Annotated in this window: 22 protein-coding genes; 8 read left to right on the top strand and 14 right to left on the bottom strand. The window is 47.0% G+C overall.

The window, feature by feature from the left end; genetic code table 11:
• Positions 1 to 28 precede the first annotated feature (28 nt).
• Entirely contained in the window at positions 29 to 559 is a 531-nt protein-coding gene (locus tag BBR47_RS05195; RefSeq protein ID WP_012684706.1) for an RNA polymerase sigma factor, read from the top strand.
• Complete coding sequence (locus BBR47_RS05190) at positions 546 to 1625, top strand: hypothetical protein (RefSeq protein ID WP_041749267.1); 1080 nt, start codon at positions 546 to 548, stop codon at positions 1623 to 1625. The genes BBR47_RS05195 and BBR47_RS05190 overlap by 14 nt, the downstream gene beginning before the upstream one ends.
• Before the next feature lie 192 nt (positions 1626 to 1817).
• Here the strand turns inward: BBR47_RS05190 and BBR47_RS05185 are convergent, their stop codons facing one another.
• Both BBR47_RS05185 and BBR47_RS05180 read right to left on the bottom strand, forming a co-directional pair.
• Positions 1818 to 2561, bottom strand: coding sequence for a suppressor of fused domain protein (locus tag BBR47_RS05185; RefSeq protein WP_041749266.1), 744 nt, complete (start codon positions 2559 to 2561; stop codon positions 1818 to 1820).
• A 166-nt stretch (positions 2562 to 2727) separates the two neighbouring features.
• Positions 2728 to 3654 carry a GNAT family N-acetyltransferase gene (locus BBR47_RS05180; RefSeq protein ID WP_012684703.1) on the bottom strand — a complete coding sequence of 309 codons (927 nt, stop codon included), beginning with the start codon at positions 3652 to 3654 and terminating at the stop codon, positions 2728 to 2730.
• Positions 3655 to 4008: 354 nt separating this feature from the next.
• Between BBR47_RS05180 and BBR47_RS05175 the strand changes: the two genes are divergently transcribed.
• Entirely contained in the window at positions 4009 to 4788 is a 780-nt protein-coding gene (locus BBR47_RS05175; RefSeq protein WP_012684702.1) for an aminoglycoside adenylyltransferase domain-containing protein, read from the top strand.
• Positions 4789 to 4824: 36 nt separating this feature from the next.
• Positions 4825 to 5397, top strand: a complete 573-nt coding sequence (locus BBR47_RS05170) for a hypothetical protein (protein ID WP_012684701.1) — start codon at positions 4825 to 4827, stop codon at positions 5395 to 5397.
• 40 nt (positions 5398 to 5437) lie between these two features.
• Here BBR47_RS05170 and BBR47_RS05165 read toward each other — a convergent pair whose 3' ends face one another.
• Positions 5438 to 6394 carry a helix-turn-helix transcriptional regulator gene (locus tag BBR47_RS05165; protein ID WP_041749265.1) on the bottom strand — a complete coding sequence of 319 codons (957 nt, stop codon included), beginning with the start codon at positions 6392 to 6394 and terminating at the stop codon, positions 5438 to 5440.
• A gap of 115 nt (positions 6395 to 6509) precedes the next feature.
• Between BBR47_RS05165 and BBR47_RS05160 the strand changes: the two genes are divergently transcribed.
• Complete coding sequence (locus tag BBR47_RS05160; protein ID WP_012684699.1) at positions 6510 to 7448, top strand: Gfo/Idh/MocA family protein; 939 nt, start codon at positions 6510 to 6512, stop codon at positions 7446 to 7448.
• Positions 7449 to 7498: 50 nt separating this feature from the next.
• Here BBR47_RS05160 and BBR47_RS05155 read toward each other — a convergent pair whose 3' ends face one another.
• From BBR47_RS05155 to BBR47_RS05115, 9 genes are all read right to left on the bottom strand, one after another.
• Positions 7499 to 9046 (bottom strand): YcdB/YcdC domain-containing protein, encoded by a 1548-nt coding sequence (locus BBR47_RS05155; RefSeq protein WP_012684698.1) that lies wholly within the window; start codon positions 9044 to 9046, stop codon positions 7499 to 7501.
• Positions 9030 to 9611 carry an RNA polymerase sigma factor gene (locus BBR47_RS05150; RefSeq protein ID WP_012684697.1) on the bottom strand — a complete coding sequence of 194 codons (582 nt, stop codon included), beginning with the start codon at positions 9609 to 9611 and terminating at the stop codon, positions 9030 to 9032. The genes BBR47_RS05155 and BBR47_RS05150 overlap by 17 nt, the downstream gene beginning before the upstream one ends.
• Positions 9586 to 11112 (bottom strand): YcdB/YcdC domain-containing protein, encoded by a 1527-nt coding sequence (locus BBR47_RS05145; RefSeq protein WP_012684696.1) that lies wholly within the window; start codon positions 11110 to 11112, stop codon positions 9586 to 9588. Before BBR47_RS05145 ends, BBR47_RS05150 begins: the two co-directional genes overlap by 26 nt.
• 162 nt (positions 11113 to 11274) lie before the next feature.
• A complete protein-coding gene (locus BBR47_RS05140; RefSeq protein WP_012684695.1) occupies positions 11275 to 12000 on the bottom strand; it encodes a DsbA family oxidoreductase in 726 nt (241 codons plus the stop codon).
• A gap of 135 nt (positions 12001 to 12135) precedes the next feature.
• On the bottom strand, positions 12136 to 12777 hold the full coding sequence (locus BBR47_RS05135; protein WP_012684694.1) for an ABC transporter ATP-binding protein: 642 nt from the start codon (positions 12775 to 12777) through the stop codon (positions 12136 to 12138).
• Positions 12774 to 14429: an ABC transporter permease gene (locus tag BBR47_RS05130; protein WP_041749264.1), complete on the bottom strand. Its 1656-nt coding sequence runs from the start codon at positions 14427 to 14429 to the stop codon at positions 12774 to 12776. Before BBR47_RS05130 ends, BBR47_RS05135 begins: the two co-directional genes overlap by 4 nt.
• Before the next feature lie 2 nt (positions 14430 to 14431).
• Positions 14432 to 15520 carry a Fe(3+) ABC transporter substrate-binding protein gene (locus tag BBR47_RS05125; RefSeq protein WP_012684692.1) on the bottom strand — a complete coding sequence of 363 codons (1089 nt, stop codon included), beginning with the start codon at positions 15518 to 15520 and terminating at the stop codon, positions 14432 to 14434.
• A 150-nt stretch (positions 15521 to 15670) separates the two neighbouring features.
• Entirely contained in the window at positions 15671 to 17074 is a 1404-nt protein-coding gene (locus tag BBR47_RS05120) for a sensor histidine kinase (protein ID WP_012684691.1), read from the bottom strand.
• Positions 17071 to 17748, bottom strand: a complete 678-nt coding sequence (locus tag BBR47_RS05115) for a response regulator transcription factor (RefSeq protein ID WP_041749780.1) — start codon at positions 17746 to 17748, stop codon at positions 17071 to 17073. The genes BBR47_RS05120 and BBR47_RS05115 overlap by 4 nt, the downstream gene beginning before the upstream one ends.
• 158 nt (positions 17749 to 17906) lie before the next feature.
• Here BBR47_RS05115 and BBR47_RS31070 point away from each other — a divergent pair, with 158 nt between their 5' ends.
• The 3 genes from BBR47_RS31070 to BBR47_RS05110 all read left to right on the top strand — a co-directional run bounded on the left by BBR47_RS31070 (position 17907) and on the right by BBR47_RS05110 (position 18853).
• Complete coding sequence (locus tag BBR47_RS31070) at positions 17907 to 18062, top strand: hypothetical protein (protein ID WP_012684689.1); 156 nt, start codon at positions 17907 to 17909, stop codon at positions 18060 to 18062.
• Complete coding sequence (locus tag BBR47_RS30110; protein ID WP_012684688.1) at positions 18011 to 18253, top strand: GNAT family N-acetyltransferase; 243 nt, start codon at positions 18011 to 18013, stop codon at positions 18251 to 18253. The genes BBR47_RS31070 and BBR47_RS30110 overlap by 52 nt, the downstream gene beginning before the upstream one ends.
• 63 nt (positions 18254 to 18316) lie before the next feature.
• Positions 18317 to 18853 carry a superoxide dismutase family protein gene (locus BBR47_RS05110; RefSeq protein ID WP_012684687.1) on the top strand — a complete coding sequence of 179 codons (537 nt, stop codon included), beginning with the start codon at positions 18317 to 18319 and terminating at the stop codon, positions 18851 to 18853.
• 62 nt (positions 18854 to 18915) lie between these two features.
• On the opposite strand, the gene BBR47_RS05105 is transcribed toward BBR47_RS05110, so the two are convergent.
• Both BBR47_RS05105 and BBR47_RS05100 read right to left on the bottom strand, forming a co-directional pair.
• Entirely contained in the window at positions 18916 to 19761 is an 846-nt protein-coding gene (locus BBR47_RS05105) for a 1,4-dihydroxy-6-naphthoate synthase (RefSeq protein WP_012684686.1), read from the bottom strand.
• Entirely contained in the window at positions 19758 to 20420 is a 663-nt protein-coding gene (locus BBR47_RS05100) for a futalosine hydrolase (RefSeq protein WP_012684685.1), read from the bottom strand. The genes BBR47_RS05105 and BBR47_RS05100 overlap by 4 nt, the downstream gene beginning before the upstream one ends.
• Between the last annotated feature and the right edge of the window lie 127 nt (positions 20421 to 20547).

Genomic DNA, 20547 nt, shown 5'->3' with positions numbered 1-20547 from the left:
TATACAGTGACAAGGAGGTGGAACACCAGTGGATGATCATTCTGGTGCACGAATTGAGCAATGGTTTCTTACATACAGCCAGGATGTATATCGGTTTCTCGTCTATTACACGGGACGAACAGATATCGACGATCTGGTTCAAGAGACCTTTATTCGTGCCCTCAAAGCTATGCAGGGAACAGAGGTTGAGAATCCCAAAACGTGGCTGTTTGCCATAGCACGTAACGTAGCCATTGATGAAAGACGCAAGGCAAAGCTAATCAGCTGGTTGCCGGATATCTTCTTACAGCATCTCGTGTCGCAGGACAAAACGCCGGAAGAGTCCCTGATGTTAAGCGAAAACAAGCGTCTGCTCTATGAAATGATCAATCAGTTAAAGTCTTCTTATCGGGACGTGTTGATACTCAGAGGGATCAAGGGATTATCGAGCAAGGAGACTGCGGAGGTTTTGGGATGGACAGAAGCCAAGGTCAATCTTACTTTGCATAGAGCAATAAAAGCGATTCAAAACAAAAGGCATGTTTCGATTGCGGAGGTGATGAACGATGCCATCATGTGATGAGCAGATCATTCTGGAAGAATTGAATCAATTCCCCGAGCAAACCCTTTCCCGAGAACGAAGCCAAGCAATATTAGAAGGTGTGCGAGAAGAAGGAGGTAGACTTCAAAAAGTGAACAAACGAAGAATGTACTATGGATGGATGGCAAAAGGGCTAATTACCTGCGGGCTGTTGCTCGGCTTTTTCTGGATGAAACCATTTTCTGCACCAGCAGAATCGACGAGTAGTGCGGCAGCCTTGACTCCTGAAGAACAAATGTATTTTGCGGCTGCTCAAAAAGCCGTACAAGATGCGAGTGGCATTCAGAAGACCTTCCCATTTAGAGAGATTGAGAAAGACGCAGACTCCTATAGTGTACAGGCAAAGGATCATGAAACCAGAGAAGCCATCGTAACTTTTAAGCCTGGTACCACAGAGGTTCTTACCGTCTTTGCGAGATTTGCGATCAACGAATTACCGAAGCCCTATCATACATATGTAGAGACTGCACGAGAAGCATTTAAGGATACGAAACAGCAGGTTACCTTCCAAAAAACCAGTTTTTTCAAAAGCAAGAATCAGGCATATTTCTCCTTTTGGACAGAAGACAAACAGTACGTCATAGTCGATCTCCCCACAAATAAAGTGTCTGATTTCACATTATATTACAACCTAGAAGACGTCGATCAAAAGATCATCTCCATCGCGCAAACAGCCTTGATGCGTTTATCCAATGAAAAGAATCTTTCCTTTACCCAAGCCAAAAAACGTTCAGACGAAAGGGAAGAGAAATGGTTGCTCATTAATAAACAAAAGAAATACGATGTAATGATCGGAGCAAATACAGGTCAAGTGTATAAAGTGAGCTATGAAACAGATAACTATAAAATCAAAGCACTAAATGAAGTCATTCCCGTAACCAAGCCACTTATTCAAGACATTTTTGGCATAGATATCTCTGGGTATACGGCTTACGGCGGCCGGGACTGGGGCGGTTATATTTTGAGAAGTCCGGGGAAACCAAGTTTCTCCATACAGCTTGGAAATTTGGATGTTGGTGATATTAATCGAATTGAAATCGAATAGGCAAAGACAACGTCATTGTCTTGGCTCGGTCATAGCCGAGTAGCAACGGGTTCTATATTACGTATATGGAACCCGTTTTCCTTCCCCATCGTACTTTTGTTAGTCGATCGACAGCTCATTTTCAGCCCCTCATGCATCGCTCGCCAACAAGAAAACCCCTTTAGCTAAAAGGGGTGGGGAATTCATATATGCTTACTTGCACGTATTTCTTCTATTCGGATTCAAAATCAGCGCGTCATCTTCCAGCTCAAACAATTTATCCAATAGCGCATCCATGCCATGCTCCAATTTATATTCCATCTCTTCTTTATACAAAGGAAGTAAGAAATAGGCATGAATCTTGTTTCCGTCTTTGGTAGGAATGACACTGATTTCTTCTGATAGCTGAAACAGAACGACTCCATTTAAACCCGTGCCATCCGCATATGGTTCATATTCCTGATAATTCGGTATCGTATGTCCGTATCCCAACCATGTATTGTAGTGATGGGGAAACCGCGCCAGCATCTTCATCAGTCTGATTGGCCAGTAGTTATTTTCATCCTGTAGTGACTCTTGTGTCAGCTCCCAGGAAGCTGGCAAGAATATCATCAGTTCTGCTCGCTCTATATTCTCTTCCATCTGCTCCTGTATTTCATCCGGGATCGTCATCGGTAAATCACTCATCCCATTCGTATACAGAACCCAAAATGGCTCTTCTTCTGTAGGGCTCATCACATTCACATCAATATGGATCGTATCGGAAATAATTTCGTGAAAAACACTGCTTTCTCTTCCCGCAAATACTGTTTGAAAGTGGTTTCCGATTTCTTCTACATATTCCATTGGAGCTGGGGGTTCATACGTTGCCTGCTGGTCATATGTGTAAATGGTAGTGCCGTCCTTTGACTTTTCTCCGTTGTTCGTACCGCCGAATAGCTTTTTGAAAAAGTTCATCGCTGTTCCTCACCTTCTTATCGTTCAGACGCTTGGTCCTCTCTATTGTATCGGCATGAGATACATCCATGTTTTACCTTATCTATGTATTTCTTGCAAGAGAATTCCGAATCAATTTGCATAAAAAAGAGGGAAGCCTCTCTAGCGCTCCCTCTTTTCGTCTTTCTTATTTCAATTCTGTATAATATCTGATTTCTTCTTTCTCTACCTCGAATCCAACCGATTTGTATAGAGACAAGGCTGATAGATTCGTCGTTTCAACCATGAGATACGCGGATTTCAGCTCATGCGATTTTAGATATTCCAATGCTTTTGCTAGTAAAAACTTCGCAAACCCACGCTTCCTCCAAGGTTCTTGTACGAAAACATCCTCGATTACTCCCTCATCTTCTTCTCGCCATGCCATCGAGCCAGCAACTATCGTATCGTTATGACGAATCACCATCGATGTCCAGAGCGCTTTCCTCTTGTATTCGGACAATCGTTCAAGTCCTAATGGAGCATCCGGCCAAATCGTGGCTTCCACATTCAAGTAATCTTTTTCTTCCTCTGGGCTCTCCATTTTCCAATACGAAAAGTCAAAGTCTTCGTCCAGCGTTAACACGGGAATAGGCTCCAGTAAATCTCGCTTCATCTGATACAAGCTATTCAAATGCTTGTAGCCCATTTGAGTGAAAAATTGGTTGTTCGCGGTTTCGGAAGAATCGTTGCCGACACATAGCATTGTTTGGTACGTTCCTGGCAACGTTTCTTTTAATTGCAGAGCTCTTTGAAGAAGATGCTGATACATCTTTTCTAGCAAATCGGCGTCATTGTCTCGCTCCGGGAGTGTTTTTAGATTCACGAAGATCGAATGCTTGTTTTCTTCTGAACGTCCGGGAGGGATCGTATTTATGATACTGACTTGCCCCTTCGCAATCATTTTTCCATTTTCAAATGCACAATAGACATTACACCAATTTGCTTCTTCACTGACCCACCAAAACGTCGCGTTTTCTTTTGCAGTAACAGCTTGATATAGCTCGCCAAGTAACGGGAAGTCTTCCTTTTGAAAATTCCGAATAATCATATCCGTTGATAATTGACTCACCATTATACCCCTTTCATAATCAGGGAAGATCACGGGTTTGCGGGCTACTTACGCGAGTTCCCCCTCAAAATTTTGCCCTTTGTCAGCATTTGCTCAATCACAATAAACGCCTCCTTTAACAGTTGTTGCCATCCAAATAATCATACCGTGTCCCTTATCAGCTATCAAACCATTTTCCCATCAAGTACAGGATTTAACTTGCGAGAAAATCAAAAATCAAGTAAACTTTATCTCATTTACTCGGGGTATGAAAATTATGGAAGACCCCAACGTGTTCAAGCCATGATCGACCATGCAAACGTGATGGTTGCAGGATGAACATCACGCGAATCTTGATTACCAAAAAGGAGCTTGCTTATGGACTCGAGAATCCCGGAAAGCGTTAGACCTTTACTACACGACTATACGCAACGGCTTATGACAGAACTGCCGAATGTCATCTATGGTGTGTATTTGTATGGTTCTATTGCTCTGTCTGGCTTCGAGGAAGATAACAGTGATATTGATTTTGTGACACTTTTGAATAGAGGGTTAACGAATGCAGAAATAGAAAAGCTCAAGAATATTCATAAGGCTCTTCATAACACCAACCCATTCGCTAAAAGAATGGACGGCATGTATATCCAGCTGGATGACATCGGAAAAACCAATCCATCCTTGGAGCCGTATCCTTACGTTGACAGTGGGACATTTCAATCATCCGGCCACTATGATATCAATCATGTGACGTGGTGGATCCTCAAGCAACGGGGCATTACGGTTATGGGGAAAAGTGTTGAAGCACTACACATCCCTACCCAGTGGTTTGATGTCGGGGAAACGATGAAATACAACAAACATGATTATTGGTCACCGAAAGGAAAAAGCATGATGAAATTCATGCTCGATGAGTGGGTGGAATTCGCCGTTTTCACCTTATGCCGAATCGATTACGCGCTCAACCATGAAGACATTATTCCGAAGAGAAAAGCCGTAGAGCTCGCTCTGCAAGAGCTTCCCAGCGAATGGCATCTCTTACTGCAAGAATCGTTGCGAATACGCTACCAACCAAATGATCCATCTTTATTTTCGAACAGAATTAAGCGGGCAAAGGAAACCCAAAGATTTATTCGCTATATTTGCGAGCCGAAGCTCTAACGCAAAGCCGCTTTGCGTAAAGAAGGAGATTTGCTTATGAAGATCATGGAGCATTTGCACCTTGAGCATTTTAGACAAATGGAACAACTCGAGCTTCAATACTATGATGCTGAATTTATTACACCGTACCAAGAGAGCTACAATTGGTATTTGTTTCGTCCCGATTCGGTCGTTGCGATCGAAGAGAATGGGCGCATCATCGCTTTTATGAACCTGCTTCCCGTCAAACCGCATATTTACCTGCAAATTGCGCAAGGGACGTTTAACGACAGCCTGATGACGACCGCGGATATCGAAGATTTAACTACTTCTCCCGAACAAGTCTATTATTTTTTGTCCTGTGTCGTTGTCGATCAAGCTTATCGAAAAAGCCCTGCCTTGCCCATGATGCTGCATCATTATCTCGATGTACTGGCTCATGTCGAACAGAGTGGCTACCGCATTCAATCGATCATCATGGATACTATCACAGAAGCAGGTAATCGGTTCGCTCAACGCCTTGGCATGAAGCATGTGTGCATAAGCGACCACGACTCTCATATACATGCCTCAGACTATGAGAGCTTCAAACAGCATGTGCACGCGAGTTATCCCATTCTTTCCCGCTAAAGGCTTCGCATCGACTTGGTGCGAAGCCTTTTGGCGTACGCTACGTATACAGTGCTATCCATTCTCGCAGTCTCTCTTTTGCAAAAGCTCTTAATTCCGCTGGCTCCATAACCTCCATATGTCCGATCATATCCAAAATATCGCGACATGCTCTTTCATAGCTGTACAAATTAACCGTCAATTGCTTATACTCTCCCTGCTGCACAGCGGAAATCACCTCCAGCCTCTCTCGCACAGCCGGCTTTTCAGCATGCAACCTGATCACGACAGGAAAATATTCGACTTCACGACAAGCCTGCTTGAACGCCGCCTCCTGATTCGTCCAATAACCTGCCAACGAAAAGCTCTCTGGAATCTCGAATGCCTCCTCCCGTACATGAACAGAAGGAATCCGCTCGCACTTAAATGTTCGAACCTCCTGCGCGTTTTCACAGTAAGCAACGAGATACCACTCCGTTTTTTTCACGACGAGACCGTAGGGACATACCGTGCGTGACGAGCTGCTCCCATCCATTTTGCGATAGGCAATGACGACTTTACTTGATCGCCAAACCGCTGCCCGCAAAACCTCCAGATTCGGTATGACTACTCTCTCTTCCCACCATGGCGTCTCATCGAAATAGAAACGCTTCTTCGCTTTTTCTATATCCGGCCGATAAATCTGCGGCAACGTCTTTTCCAATTTGAGCAAAGCAGACGTTAATTTGTGTCCAGTCTCGGTATCCTGCCCTACATGAATCCCCATCCCGGTCAAATACAAGTGCACGACATCATCGACGTACAGCTGTTTCAGATTGACCGTATATCCTTCCATCAAATAAATTCCACCGCCAGGCCCCGAGGTTGCCGCGATCGGAATCCCTGCTTGGGACAGTGCGTCAATATCCCGATAAATCGAGCGAACAGACGTCTCCAGCGCTATAGCGAGTTCTTTTGCTTTCATTTTTCCCCTTGATTCAATCAGCAGCAAAATCGCAATCAATCGATGCAGTCTCATCTCCAGCCTCCACGACAAAACGACCACTCTATTTTTCAACGCGGCCAAATTGATGACACGATGCTGTCAACAATACAAAGATATCATAGAGCTATCATGATGGGAGGGATGCAGGATGAATATTGCAGTATTAGGAACTGGCTTTGGTGCGTACCATGCACATCTGCTAAAAAAAATGGATGGTGTGGATAGAGTGGTAGTTTTCGGTCGAAATGAATCGAAGCTGCAAAAGCTACAGGAAGAGCTACATGTGGAAATTACAGACCATATTGACGAGATCATGCGCGATCCTACTATCGATGTCGTGGACATTTGCTTACCTTCGCAGCTGCATCGGCAATTCGCAGTAGAAGCACTCGAAAACGGAAAGCATGTATTCTGCGAAACACCGGTTTGTTATACGCTAGACGATGCACAAGCCATGAAACACGCAAGGGACCGATCGGGGAAAAAGCTGTTGGTGAATCAATTTATCAAATTTGACCCGGCGTACGCCTACCTTCGCAGTGCTCAGACAGAAAACAAGTACGGACAGCTCCTCTCCCTCTCGCTCAAAAGAGAAACAGCTCCCTTATGGGGGGATCTGGGCTTGTCCTCCATTACGACCAATCTGATGATCCACGAGCTGGACTTCGTAACATGGCTGTTCGGTCGCAATGCCAGTATGAGCGCATGGGGGGCAGAATCATTGGATAAAAAACAGTCCATCGTCCGCTCGTGTTTTTGTTACCCTGATGCGTATGCTGAAATAGTCGCCTCCTCGCAGATGCCGACCTCGTACCCATTCACTGTTGGTTACGAGGCGTACTTCGAGAAGGCAAAGCTCGTCTTTCAGGAAGCCGACAGCCATGGTCAAACGGAATCTTTCTTATGGGAATACACATCCTCAGGCAAGAATGAGCTCGTTCTCCAACCCGTCAATCCGTATGAAGAGAGCTTGCGGCATGCCATTCAATGCTTTACGGACCATACACAATCGATCATCGATGTTGATCATGCTGTCGAGTCTTTGGAGCTCGCGCTTGCACTACAGAAACAGCTTGTACATCAGTAAAGAACAAACCTCCATGAAGCATCTTTTCATGGAGGTTCGTTGCGGGATTTTTAGTTGATGACCTTACCTGTCGTGGCTTCTATTGCCCATGGCTGTTCTGAATCCCGGCGGATTTGGTAAGCAAGCACTGGCTCCGCCCCTTTTTCTGCTGGCAAGTACACGAGTTCCAGTGGAGCATGTTGCACAAATTGATCAAGTGCCTCTTCCTTGGAGAGCGTTTTTGCTGTCTGATCAATCTGTATCCATGATAAATCCGAAAAGTTGCCCGTAAGCTCGGTAACAAGCCCGCTAGCCAGCTCGACCGACACTTTATAAGGATGCTCCATGACGGGAATCCCGTTGACCTTCGGAACAAAGGTAAACTGAATGGTGCTAGGTGACTCTTGCGACGCTTCCAATGACAGCTCACGAACATCGGTGGGGAGGAACTTCTCCAGGTGGGTTATCGCCAGTGTTTTTGCCTGTTCGTAGGTCATTTCACGTTGGTTCTTACGTTCATTTGCAGCCATCCGTGAAAACCCGAGGAATGCTCCGTCATCTGTCGTCTCAACGGAAACGCCGTTGCCCTGCCCATCGTTCCAAGAGTATGAAATACCACGCGGATTTACACCGATGAATGCTTTTTGTTCCACCTTTATGCCCAACTTGCGTTCAAGCAGCTCTGCCACCTCATTAGAAGTTTTCAGTATGAGTGGTTTTCCTTGTCCCGAAACAGCAACGGACTTTTTCTCTGCTCTCGCTTGGCTGATCAGCGTGCCTGTTTTCGCGTTCACATAAACATCTGATGCTACTACATATTGAAGCCCTGGTTGTTTCTTTCCTGCATAAACGAGGCGAAGCGTACTCCCCAGCTGTTGGGCGGCCTTCTTTTTGTCGATCATCCCGTCCCGATTGGCAGACTGGGATGCTCCCCCACTATCTTCGAGATCAGGGTAAAGAAGCAAGGTCATTTCCCCCGTTTTTGGGGAGATACGGACCGTCGCGCTATTCTCCTGAAGAGGAATGCCGTTGATGATTTTGCGAAAAGCTACTTCTCCTGTTGCCAAATTCGAGTGAATATAATCTACTTCAAACTGTTTGCTCTGTGCTCCCAGCTTCTTTTGCAAATAAGCCTCTGCCTGATGTTCCAATGGTGATTTCTCACGTGTTGTTCTGGGTTGGCTCCTATCTGTTGAGTTCGCTGCAGACTCCTTGGCTACGGACTGCGGCTGTGGAGCATCACGTGTAACCGTTTGGTTCTGAACGATTTTGTTGTCTACCTTTGGGGTAGCTTCCTGCTCCTGCTGTGGCTTGGCCTTGCTTTCAACTGGCAGAGAAGGCGTAGCTGATATGGCGGCTGGAGGTGAGATCGTTGTTTGCCTATCAACAGATGACTTCAGCGGTGAATCATAGCTCAGCCAAACACCCATGAATACGGCTGCTGCAAGAGAACCTGCTCCAGCCACAACTCGCTTGATCTTCGCTGACTGCTGCCTGCGATGCGCCTCACGAATGAGCCTTTCCTTGCCCATCTGCTTCCACACTTGACGAGGTGGGATGCTCTCCTGCCTGACTTGCTTCAGTAATTCGATCACGTGGTTTTCATCTGGCAAACTCATTGGCAATCCTCTCCTCGCAAGCGTCGCCAAGTATTTTCTGCAACGCCTTTAGTCCCCTGTGACAGTCCACTCTCACTTTTGTCTCCGGAATCCCCAAAATCTCGGCTGTTTCCTTGACGCTGTACTCCTTTATGTATCGTAAAATCACAATAATACGCTGATCGGGCTTTAGCTTTTGCAAAGCCCGTTGAATACTATGCATCTCTTCTTTTGTGGCAAGCTCCTCTTCTGGAAGACCCTCCGTAGACTTCATGAGGGCCAACCAGTTGTCTGAGAACAAACGCTGCCACTTTTGCTTACGGTAATGATCAATCGCGACATGCTTGGCGATCGAAAAAAGCCATGTCTTCATTGCGACTCGACCATCATACCTCGGCAGTATTTTTAATAGTCGTGAAAATACTTCCTGCACCATGTCTTCTGCATCTTCTTGTCTGCCAGTAAAGTAGAGCAAGAAGTAGTAGATGTCATCATAGTGAGTCTCGTAAATAACCCCGATTCGTTCCGTTAACTCCCCAGACAACAGGCTTCCCCCTTTCTTACTCGGATTCTCCCTCTTCTCCATAGGTGTAGAACTCCCCGGTTAGCGCATCAATTTCTTCGTTAGAAACGAGTGGAGAAATATAAACGAGCTCGGCGGTGTTTTTATTTTCCTCATCCAAGGAGTAATACAGCTTCATTGGATATTTTTTAAGAAACTTCTTAGCTGCTTCTTCTTTTGTCATGGCGTTATTGATATCTGGCAGCTTGATCGTTTGAGAGACTCTCCAATCTAGTAGTGTCGCTTTTCCGGTGGCTGCATCTACGTGCGCCTGTCGAAGCATACCATCTACCGGATACCCCTGATGAAGCATGGTGAAATCAAATTTGAACAAATTTTGATCGGGCTCATATCGATTAGCAGTGATGACCATTTCTTTATCGGTGAGAGGAAGGAACTCAGACATGGCTTCCACGGCTGCTTTTAGCGCCTGCTCTTCGTTCAGCTTTTTGTCTGCCGCACTTTTCCGCTTTGTATCCAATACTTGATAATTCGTTACCCTTCCTGTCTTGGTTTCGAAGAAGATATTGGCGATGACCTCATCCTCCGTCATCCACAAATAGTTGGTGATTCCAGTTTTCGGATTGCTTTCTTCCTGAAAAGTTGCACGCCCTTTTGTGGGATTGTATCCTGTCTGAGCTGCCAAGAAAGCTGCTGCCTCCTCTTTTGACTTGATGATCGTTTGCTTCGCTTTTGGTTGGAACTGGATGATTCTTTCGTTTTGTTTGGCGGACAGCTCAGCTCCGCGGCTCGCATTGATTCCCTCGTGAGAAGGAGCGTACAAGAACCTGTAGCTTTGCCCATCTGCACTTTGTCCGTAGTAAGGCTTCATAGCAGATGCAAACATCGCTTCAACCTTTTCTTTTGGATGAACCTTATTGGGATCAGCGAATTGAATTTTGCTGATGTCCTGTTCCATTTCCACTGGCTCTGCATACCCGTCGCCTCTTGCCAGATGCTGAATTTGTCCTTCGCTATTGATGGCGAAATTCAGTGTGTCATTGCGGAACGGAATCCCATTTACCCTCTTGCGAAACAAAATGGAAGAATTCCGATTGAAGGCTTCCTCGTCCAACTGATAGTCCGCCATACCCTCGCCATACCATTGCTTCATGAACTCCGTTGCCCTTTTCTTCGCATCTTCTAGAGGGTAAGTAGAAGAAAAACCTCCTTTGCCCGTGATGTGACTAAAAAATTTAACTTCACCTGAATTTTGATCGACATGCATGCTCACAAAGGGAGCTTTCTTTTCCTTCGTTTGATACTTTTTCACTTCAATCCGGGATGTCTCTGCGTTCATCTCCAATTCGGTGATTGGATAGTTCTTTAGATAAGGCACAATTTGAACGAGTCTCTCAACAGACTTTTCGATTTTCCTGATCAGCTTCTCATCGATTGCGCCATCACCTTTGCTCTCCCCCAAAACCGTTACGTTCGATTCTTTTGCCGCCATAGAACTGATCGGTGCGGTTACAGCCAGACTCGCTGTCATGATTGCAAATACGCTTTTCGTCCATTTATTCATGTTTTATCCCTCACTCGCTTCTATTTTTAGGTAGCTGGTATCTCCGATGTTTACTCTCTGACCATTATTCGAATGAGGTCGATTTTTGTTTCAGGATAAATGAAATTTTTCCCATAAAAAAACCGACTCCTTATTTGGAATCGGTTGCAGTCTGGTTAAACCTTATATTTTGCAGGAGCCATCTGCGCAATTGTCGCCGGATTGCTCGTCTTTTTTCTCGTCGTTCTGTACGAATTTCAGAGCAGGAGTTGCGCTTTCTTCTTCCCACACCTGGTTCAATGCGCCCAAAAAGACTTCACCTGGCTGCGCGCCAGAGACTGCATATTTGTTATTAATGACAAAGAACGGTACACCCGTGACACCCAAATCGTTGCCTCTTTGTTTGTCTTCTTGTACTTGCTCTCTGTATTCGTCTCCTGCCAGCATGGCGAGCGTCGCTTCCTTGTCCAAGCCTACCTCAGAAGCAAGCTGTGCCAGCACCTCGTGGTCTCCGAGGTGGAGCGACTCGGTAAAGTACGCCTTCAGCATTCGCTCCTTCATTTCCTTCATTTTTCCATGAGCATGGGCAAAGTGCGTCAAGCGGTGCGCATCGAATGTATTGGTCGGAATCATCGTGTCAAAATGATAGTCGAGACCAACACCTTTTGCCATTTGGGTAACTTGATCATTCATCCCCTTCGCCTGTTCGAGCGGAATGCTATACTTGGCTGCCAGTACTTCATGCATGTCCATATCGGTATCGCGTTCCATCTGCGGGTCGAGCTGGAAGCTGCGATATACGACCTCTACTTGATCCTTATGCGGAAATTGAGACAGCGCTCCTTCCAGACGGCGCTTTCCGATATAGCAAAACGGGCAGGCAAAATCAGACCAAATTTCAATTTTCATGTTCCATCCTCCTCTATATGAACGGTGTTGACCAAAAGACAGCAGACCGCACACTGCAAAATTCGTCGTATGCACATTATACAACAACGTTGGGTACGACTATGCACTTTGGAGGTTGAAAGCTGCACATTTCCCTTAGCGAGTCATGCGAATGATGCGATCACAAATCGTTTCCGCATCTGCTTTGTCATGCGTGACAAGGATCGAAGTCATCTTGGCAGCTCGCAGCATTTGCTTCAAGTCATCGCGTATTTTCGTTTTCAGCTCGGCATCCAGATTACTGAACGGCTCATCCATCAGTAAGATAGCCGGTCTAGGTGCCAGCGCACGCGCAAATGCGACACGCTGCTGCTGTCCCCCGCTCAGCTCATGTGGATAACGCTTGCCATAGCCTTCGAGCTGCACAAGTGCCAGCATCTCTTTCAATCGAACTATACGCTCTGCTTTGGACAATCGATGCAGACCGAACAAGATGTTTTGCTCAACAGTCAAATGCGGAAACAGTGCATAATCCTGAAAAATCATGCCGATCTCGCGTTGCTCTGGCTCCACAAACTGCCCCTGATCGACCAACACCTTTCCATCGATCTGGATGCGTCCGCTCTTCGGGGACTCCAGTCCGGCTATTAAGCGAAGCAATGTACTTTTTCCGCAACCACTATTCCCGAGCAGCCCGACTACTTCCCCCTGCTCCATCTGCAAGGAAAAATCCCGGATAACGCTGCCGTTCCCGCTTGCATAGCCAAACGTCAGGTTTTTCACTTCAAAAAAAGTCATTTTGCCTGTCTCTCTCCTAACCAGTGATAGAAAATAACGGAGACGATCCCCACTGCAATGATACAGAGCGAAGGAATCGCGGCCTGATGAATTTGTTCATCGCTCGCATATTGATAAGCTTTGGTCGCCAGCGTCTCGAAGTTATAGGGACGAAGGAGCAAGGTAAGCGGCAATTCCTTCACGATTTCCATGAACACCAAGATAAAACCAGTGAACACAGCCCCTTTGATTAATGGCAAATCCACCTTGAAAAAGGTTCGTGTCATGCTCATCCCGAGCATACGTGCCGCTTCTGAATAACGGTTTCCCGTCTTCTCAAACCCCGCTTCGACTGCATTAAATCCGACAGCAAGGAAGCGGATGATGTAGGCAAACGTCAGCATGAACAAGGACATGCTGAGTACCAGCTTGTTGGCGCCTAAGCCCAGCCAGCTATAGAAGGAACCCAGTTCTTTATCTACGGACATCACCACCGCCATCACCCCGATGGACAAGACTGCGCCTGGAATGGAATAGCCCATGGAAATCAAGCGCGTCAGTGCCACAGCGAATATCGAGCCTCGGGAGAATCGGATGACATTCGCTACAGTTACGGCGAGCAGCATCAAGATGGTGATTGAGATACAGGAGATGAACAGTGTATTGCTCAAGAGCTTCCAGAAGGTCTCATTCAACACTTCCCCATACGTCCACGTTGCCCAGACAATCAACTGCCCAACAGGGATCACAAATGAAAATGTAACAATAACCAATCCGAAGATTACAGCAGCGAACATCGGGATTCCGCGCAATTTTCTGCGTGTGAGCGGCGTGCTCCTGTTCGTAGGCGAGCTGTATTTTTTCCGCTTACGCACGAGTCGTTCGACGATAAAGATCCCGATAATCAAGGTCATGAGCCAGGCGGACAAACGGATGGCCGATTCTACGTCATACATGCCAAACCACGTCTTGAAAATCGCCGCTGTAAAAGACTGAATCCCAAAATGCTTCGTCACTCCAAAATCATTGAGCACTTCAAATGCCACCAGACTCGCGCCACCCACAATAGCTGCCTGTGACATAGGCAGGACGATGCGAAAAAAGATATGCGCTTGGTTTTTTCCGAGCAATCTGGCATTTTCAATGAACACCGCACTCTGTTTTTCAAGAAAGGTTTTCGTAATCAAATAGACGTACGGGAACAAAAACAGCGTAAATATAAAAATAGCGCCCTTCATCGACATGATGTCAAAGTAGCGTTGATCGAGCGTCAACCCGAATGTTTCACGCAAAGTCGTCTGAATGCTCCCCGTGTAGCTGAGCATGGAGCCGTACGTGTATGCTGCGATATACGGAGGAATCGCCAGCGGTAGTACAAACGCAAATGAAAAAAAGCGACGCAATGGAAAATCGTAAGCAGCGACCAGCCAGGCCAGGGTCACACCTACGATGATCGTACAGGCTCCGGTACCGAGCACGAGCCATAACGATTGCAGCGCGTAGTCCAGCAGCATGTACTCTTGAATATGCTGCCAGTTTTCATTCTGTTTTTGAAAGAGTCCGAAAAAAATATAAAGAGACGGGAGAAGGGCCAAAAAGGCCCCTATCACGCTCAGCGTTACCCACCCGTTCAGTTTTCGTCTCAGGCTTCTACGCAAAAGTGCTCCCGTCATGCTTATTTCCAACCTGCTTGATTTAGCAGTTCTACCGCTTTTTTGTTATACTCGCCGAGCTTAGCAAAGTCGAGCTTTTGCGTTTTGAATTCTCCCCACTCTTTCAAAAGAGCAGGCTTGTCAGCCTCTGCATTGACAGGGAACTCGTAGCTTCCGTTTGTCAGCATCGTTTGAGCCTCTTTCCCTGTGACGAACTCAATCAATTTCACGGCATTGTCCTTGTTTTTCGCGTGCTTGGTCAAACCAATACCACTGATGTTCAAGTGTGTGCCTGTCGTTTCTTGGTTCGGGAAGAAAACGCCGATGTTTTGCGCGACTTTTACTTCCTCTGTATCTTTAGAATTCAGCATTTGTCCAACATAATAGGTGTTCATGATCGCAACGTCACCGACTTTGGCAACGACAGCTTTTGCCTGATCACGGTCTCCACCTTCAGGCTTGCGCGCGAAGTTGTTTACCAGACCCTTTGCCCAATCCAAAGCAGCCTGCTCGCCATTCAGCTCTATAAAAGAAGCAACGAGTGACTGGTTGTACAGATTGGAAGAAGAACGTACCAATACTTTGCCTTTCCATTTATCTGTAGCCAAATCTTCATACGTAGACAGCTGCTCTGGCTTCACGCGATCCTTTGCATAGACGATTACACGCGCACGGGTAGCCATACCGATCCATTGATTGTCAGGATCGCGCAGCTCTTTCGGTACGTTTTTCTCTACTTCAGCAGATTGAATCGGTTGCAGAACGCCATTTTGCTTCGCGTAGTTCAGAACACCACCGTCAACCGTGATGAACAAATCCGCCTCGGAGCTCTCTCCTTCACGCTTCAAGCGCTCAACCAGCTCTTCTGCTGTACCCTTCACTTCGTTTACCTTAATGCCTGTTTGCTTGGTAAATTCAGCGAACAGTTTGCTATCAATATCGTAATGGCGCGCAGTAAATACGTTGACGACTTGCTCTGTAGCAGCCGGCTCCTGTGCCTTTGGCGCTTCTGTTTGCGGCTGGGCAGTATTCGCACCGTTTCCGCATGCAGCAAGTATTGGCAGCGTCAGCATCGTACTCAGCATGACAGCCAGCATCGATTTTTTTCTCATTTTGATTCTCCCTCTCTATCGCACTGATTATTGATAATGAATATCATTGCCAATTGACAAGGCTTATTGTAACGAACAAAAATGAGAAAATGCTGTGAAAATAAAAAAACATCCCCAATTATTTTTAGCGAGATGTGGATCGGTTGAAATTCACTGACGAAGCGGCACAAAAACAGTCACAGTCGTGCCTTTCTGCTCCACACTCTGAATCGTTATACTTCCGTTGTAACGTGCCAGCAATCGTTTGGCGATGGCAAGCCCGAGTCCATACCCGCTCTCCCCGCTATTTCTTGCTTTGTCTACCCGATACAATCGGTCCAAGACATACGGCAAGTCCCGCTCGGGTATGCCGATTCCTTCATCAATGATTTCCATACAGGCAACCTTTTCTTGCACCTTGGCCCTCACGCAGATTCTCCTGCTCTCCCCGGAATACTTGACCGCATTATCCAATAGGATCAGTAGCACTTGCTCCAGGTGTTCTTCCGATATGGCTAAGGTTTCTCCGCCCAAAGGACCAAGCTCTTGCTCAATTGTAAATGTCGGCTGAATCATGGCAAATTTCTTGACCATGTGACAGACGGCTCGATCCGGATCATGGAGCGCAACATCCTCTTCTACCTCCACATGCTCCGCTCTCGTCAAGGCGAGCAGCTCCTGCACCAGTCCTTTTAGTCTGGCGAGCTCTTGAACAGATGTTTGCAAGGATTCCTCCAAAACAGCCGGATCATTTTTGCCCCAGCGCCGGAGCATTCCCAGATGCCCTTCGATAATCGCGATCGGCGTCCGCAGCTCATGTGAGGCATCTTCGACGAATTGTCTCTGCTGCAAAAAGGAACGCTCCACCTGATCCATCATTTTATTGAACATTTTCATCAGGGTCGCAATCTCATCCTGATTATCGTGAAACTGCACACGTTCATGGAATCCTTTTTGCCGGACGTTGCTCATCGTTTCATTCATCGATTGCAGGGGCCTAAGTAACTGCCTCGCGAGCAATCTTCCACCCAGACCGCTTATGATCACAGCGGTCAAGCACCCGATTGCCATGACCTGAAAGAGCGCACCACTCAACTGCTCAAACTCTTTCATATTCTTCAGAATCATCACTGTCCCGTTAAATTGAAAGATCGTAAGCGGACTGCTCATGATCAACAGGTCATCACGCACTTCTTGGGTCTGGGTGCGAATCGACTGAACAGGTGGAAGCGGTGGCAGTATGATATCTTGGAAATTTTCCGATACGACAACAATCGGGTTACCCTCTTCGTCCAAAATGCGAATCATCTGGTTTCGTTGATTAATTTTCTCCAAGAAGCTGCGCAGCTCTGTGAGGTCCTCGCCCTCAAAAGATTGCTCTTTTTCCAGCGCGTAGTTGAGGAATTCTCGCATTGTCTGTTGCACAACCTGCTGTTCCTGATTAAACATCCACTTCTCTACAAAAAAATATTGAAAGCTATTATAGCCAATGAATACAACAAAAAGCAGAAGCGACGACCAGAGTGTCAGCTTCCATTTGATCGGGAGCTGTAAAAATCTCGATGGTCCTTTCATTTTCGCATCACATAGCCAATCCCGCGTACAGTCGAGATATAGCTGTCCTCATTGGGGAAATCGATTTTATTGCGCAAATATCGAACGTACACATCGACAACATTGGTCTCGACAGCCGCCTCGAATCCCCACACGGTATCGAGCAGCACGTCACGAGGCAGGACTCGATTGATGTTTTTCATGAACGTCACGAGCAAATCATACTCTCTTTTGGTCAACTCAACAGGTTGATTATTTTTGGTTACGATACGTCCCTCTATTTGGACCACCAGCCCTCTGTGCGCGAGCATGGTTCGGGGGACATTCTCCTGTTCTTCCTGACGGCGAAACACAACGCGAATGCGTGCCAACAGCTCCTCGATCGCGAAGGGCTTCGGAATATAATCATCGGCCCCACTGTCCAAGCCAAAGACGCGGTCCGTAATACTGTCTCTGGCTGTCAGCATAATAATCGGCGTTTTTTTCACGCTGCGTATTTTTTGACAAACCGCAATACCATCAAGCCCCGGAAGCATGACGTCCAATAATATGACATCCCATTCTTCCTGTAAAGCGAGCTTGAGTCCTTTATGTCCATCATGCGCGACTGTAATCGCAAACGATTCGTAGCTAAGCTCCAGTTCAATAAATCGGGCCATATTGATCTCATCTTCTATCAGCAACACTCTTTTCACGTTTTGCCCACCCTTTTTCCCATTCTGGGGAATTCCACCTGATTGTAGATGAAAATAATTATCAGCGTCAATGTTCACGCGGGAAAAGGAACTTCCTCTTCGTTTGGTAAATACTTACTTATGCTCATGTAGAACTTTTTAAAAGGAAGTGGATTCACGTGTACCTCGTGAAAGGAAACCAACAGTTGGCAGGGCAGCTTCTCCATGATAAAAGCGATGTGATGTTTGCAGGTGTGGTCGCAGGCAATCATCCCGGGTTGCTTTGGGTAGATCATCCCGACAGTCGACTCATGCCATCGGCGTTGAAACACTAGAGCCTTATCGTCAAAAAGGCTTGTCTAGTACGCTGGCTTATCAATTGAAAAATCGGCTTCATCAGGAAGCAGCCACTGTGTGGTGGGACTGTATGGATTCGAATATCGCTTCGCAAAAAACGGCTGAAAAGGCTGGCCTGCATCTCTCGCATCGTTATGAAATCGCTTGGTTTTCCTACCCAGCCCAGTAACCATCCGCCCACCACTTACATAGAATATGTCAAACTGGTTCATGAAGTAAGGTGGTGTATAGCATGCACGGATATCAGCCTTATGAATGCCCCTATGAATATGACTTGCAAGCCGTGTCCTCACAACATGGACGGAGAACAGGACAATCCTTTGCCGAAATTCAGGGTGGTCCACTGGCACCGGATCTGCACGGCTACATTGTGTTTACCGATGTCCCCTACGGCACTGACGTGTTCGTGGAAGTCAGTGGTCTCCCCGCTTTCCAGCCGGCCACTGGCAATCAGCCGCAAATCGGGCCATTTGGTTTTCATTTGCATGAGCATGGCATCTGCACGGTAGGAAATCCGAAAGAGCCCTTTACGGCAGCAGGCAGTCATTGGAACCCTACACAACAACCGCATGGCAACCATGTCGGCGACTTCCCCGTGCTGTTTTCCAATGACGGCTATGCACGAATGACTTTTTTCACAAACAAAATCAGTGCAGCCGATGTGGTCGGTAGAAGCGTGATCATCCATCAAAGTCCGGATGATTTCCATTCACAGCCGGCAGGAAATAGCGGAAAACGCCTGGCATGTGGATTGATCTACGCTGGATAGGCTTCACTCGAACAGAAAAAGGGGGCAACTCTGAAAGCTGCCCCCTCGCATTATTGAATTAGCTATCGCCGTAATGTCGACAAATCAAACGCTGGGACAAGCCCTTCCTCGGCTGCACGACCGAGCAACGCCTCTACAGCTGCATAACCATCATTCCCCAAATTTCTCGTAAACTCATTCACATACAAGTTAATATGCGCTTGCGCTACCTCCAGCGATAGCTCTTGGGCATGGGACATGACATATTCTTGTGATGCGGTCGGATTCGCCCATGCATATTCCACAGAGGAGCGCGTCCAATTCGTCAGAGCCTCGATGTCCATTGATTTTTTCGCGATGATGGCACCCAGCGGAATTGGTAAGCTGGTATCAGATTCCCACCAGTTGCCCAAGTCAGTCATAAGCGACAGCCCGTAGTTTTGATACGTAAAACGCGCCTCGTGGATCACGAGTCCTGCATCGATCTTGCCGTCACGTACAGCAGGCATAATCTCATGAAAAGGCATGACGACGATCTCCCCTACACCACCTGGGACATTTTGTGCAGCCCAGAGCCTGAACAGTAAATAAGCTGTGGAGCGCTCACTTGGAACCGCTACACGTTTGTTGGACAGGCGACCTGGATCGTTCGCACTCTCGCCAGAATTTCCTTGGGTCAAAACGAGTGGCCCGCATCCTCTGCCCAGTGCACCGCCGCAAGGGAGCAGTGAGTAATTGTCCATCACCCATGGCAATGCCGCATAGGAGATTTTCATTACTTCAGGGCCTTCTCCCTGTGCAGCAAGTGTATTCGTAATATCGATATCTGCGTACATAATATCGAGCTTTGGCGCTCCCGGAATCAAATCATGTGCCCAGGCATGAAAAACAAAAGTGTCATTCGGACATGGTGAAAATGCAATTTTCATGATAGTACCTCCCGTAGTACAGAGCTTCCCTTTTCCAGAGATTCCAACGCATCTTTTATCCGCCAAGCAGATTTATCCCGCGGTCCAATTGCATTCGATACCGTGCGAATTTCCAGAACAGGTCGTCGGGCAGCCTGGGCAGCAGTCGCAACGCCATACCCCTCCATCGCTTCAGCTAGCGCGTCGGGCATCCGCTGCGCCAAAGCCGCCGCTGTTTCCGCTGTTCCCGTCACGGTGGATAGTGTAAGGACGATGCCTTTTTTGGCAACCAAGCCTGCCGCTTTCATCGAATTGGTCAGCTGTTCCACCAACTCCTGGTCAACACTTACTTTCGCTGATCCAAATCCCAGCTCGTCCACACTGCAAAAGCCCTCAGGGGTTTCTGCCCCTAAATCTGCACAAATAATCTCTGTCGCGACAACCAGTGACCCAATCTCTGCTTGCCCTACGAATCCACCGCATATTCCTGCACAAATGACCAGATCGTAATCCGCGCAAGCAAGCTCTCTGGCTGTACTCGCTGCGGCTGCTGCGGGCCCTACTCCCCCAGCGATGACAGTGAATCGCTCATCTCCTTGAATACCGCGCATCACTGCATCCCGTTCTGCGTCAACGGAGGTCACGACCAGAATGCTTCTATATTGTTGTGACAAAATCATTTGCCCTGTCTCCCTTCAATCGCTTTCCACCTTCCACGTTATCGCTACTTTTCGTTCGTGTAAAGCCGTTTAAAGAGTTTGTCAAAAGACAGGAAAATACTTACAATGAATCCTGTTGTGCATTTTC

Origin of the sequence: Brevibacillus brevis NBRC 100599 (assembly GCF_000010165.1) — a bacterium.
Classification (GTDB): domain Bacteria; phylum Bacillota; class Bacilli; order Brevibacillales; family Brevibacillaceae; genus Brevibacillus; species Brevibacillus brevis_D.
This window is presented reverse-complemented; position numbering and strand designations above follow the sequence as displayed.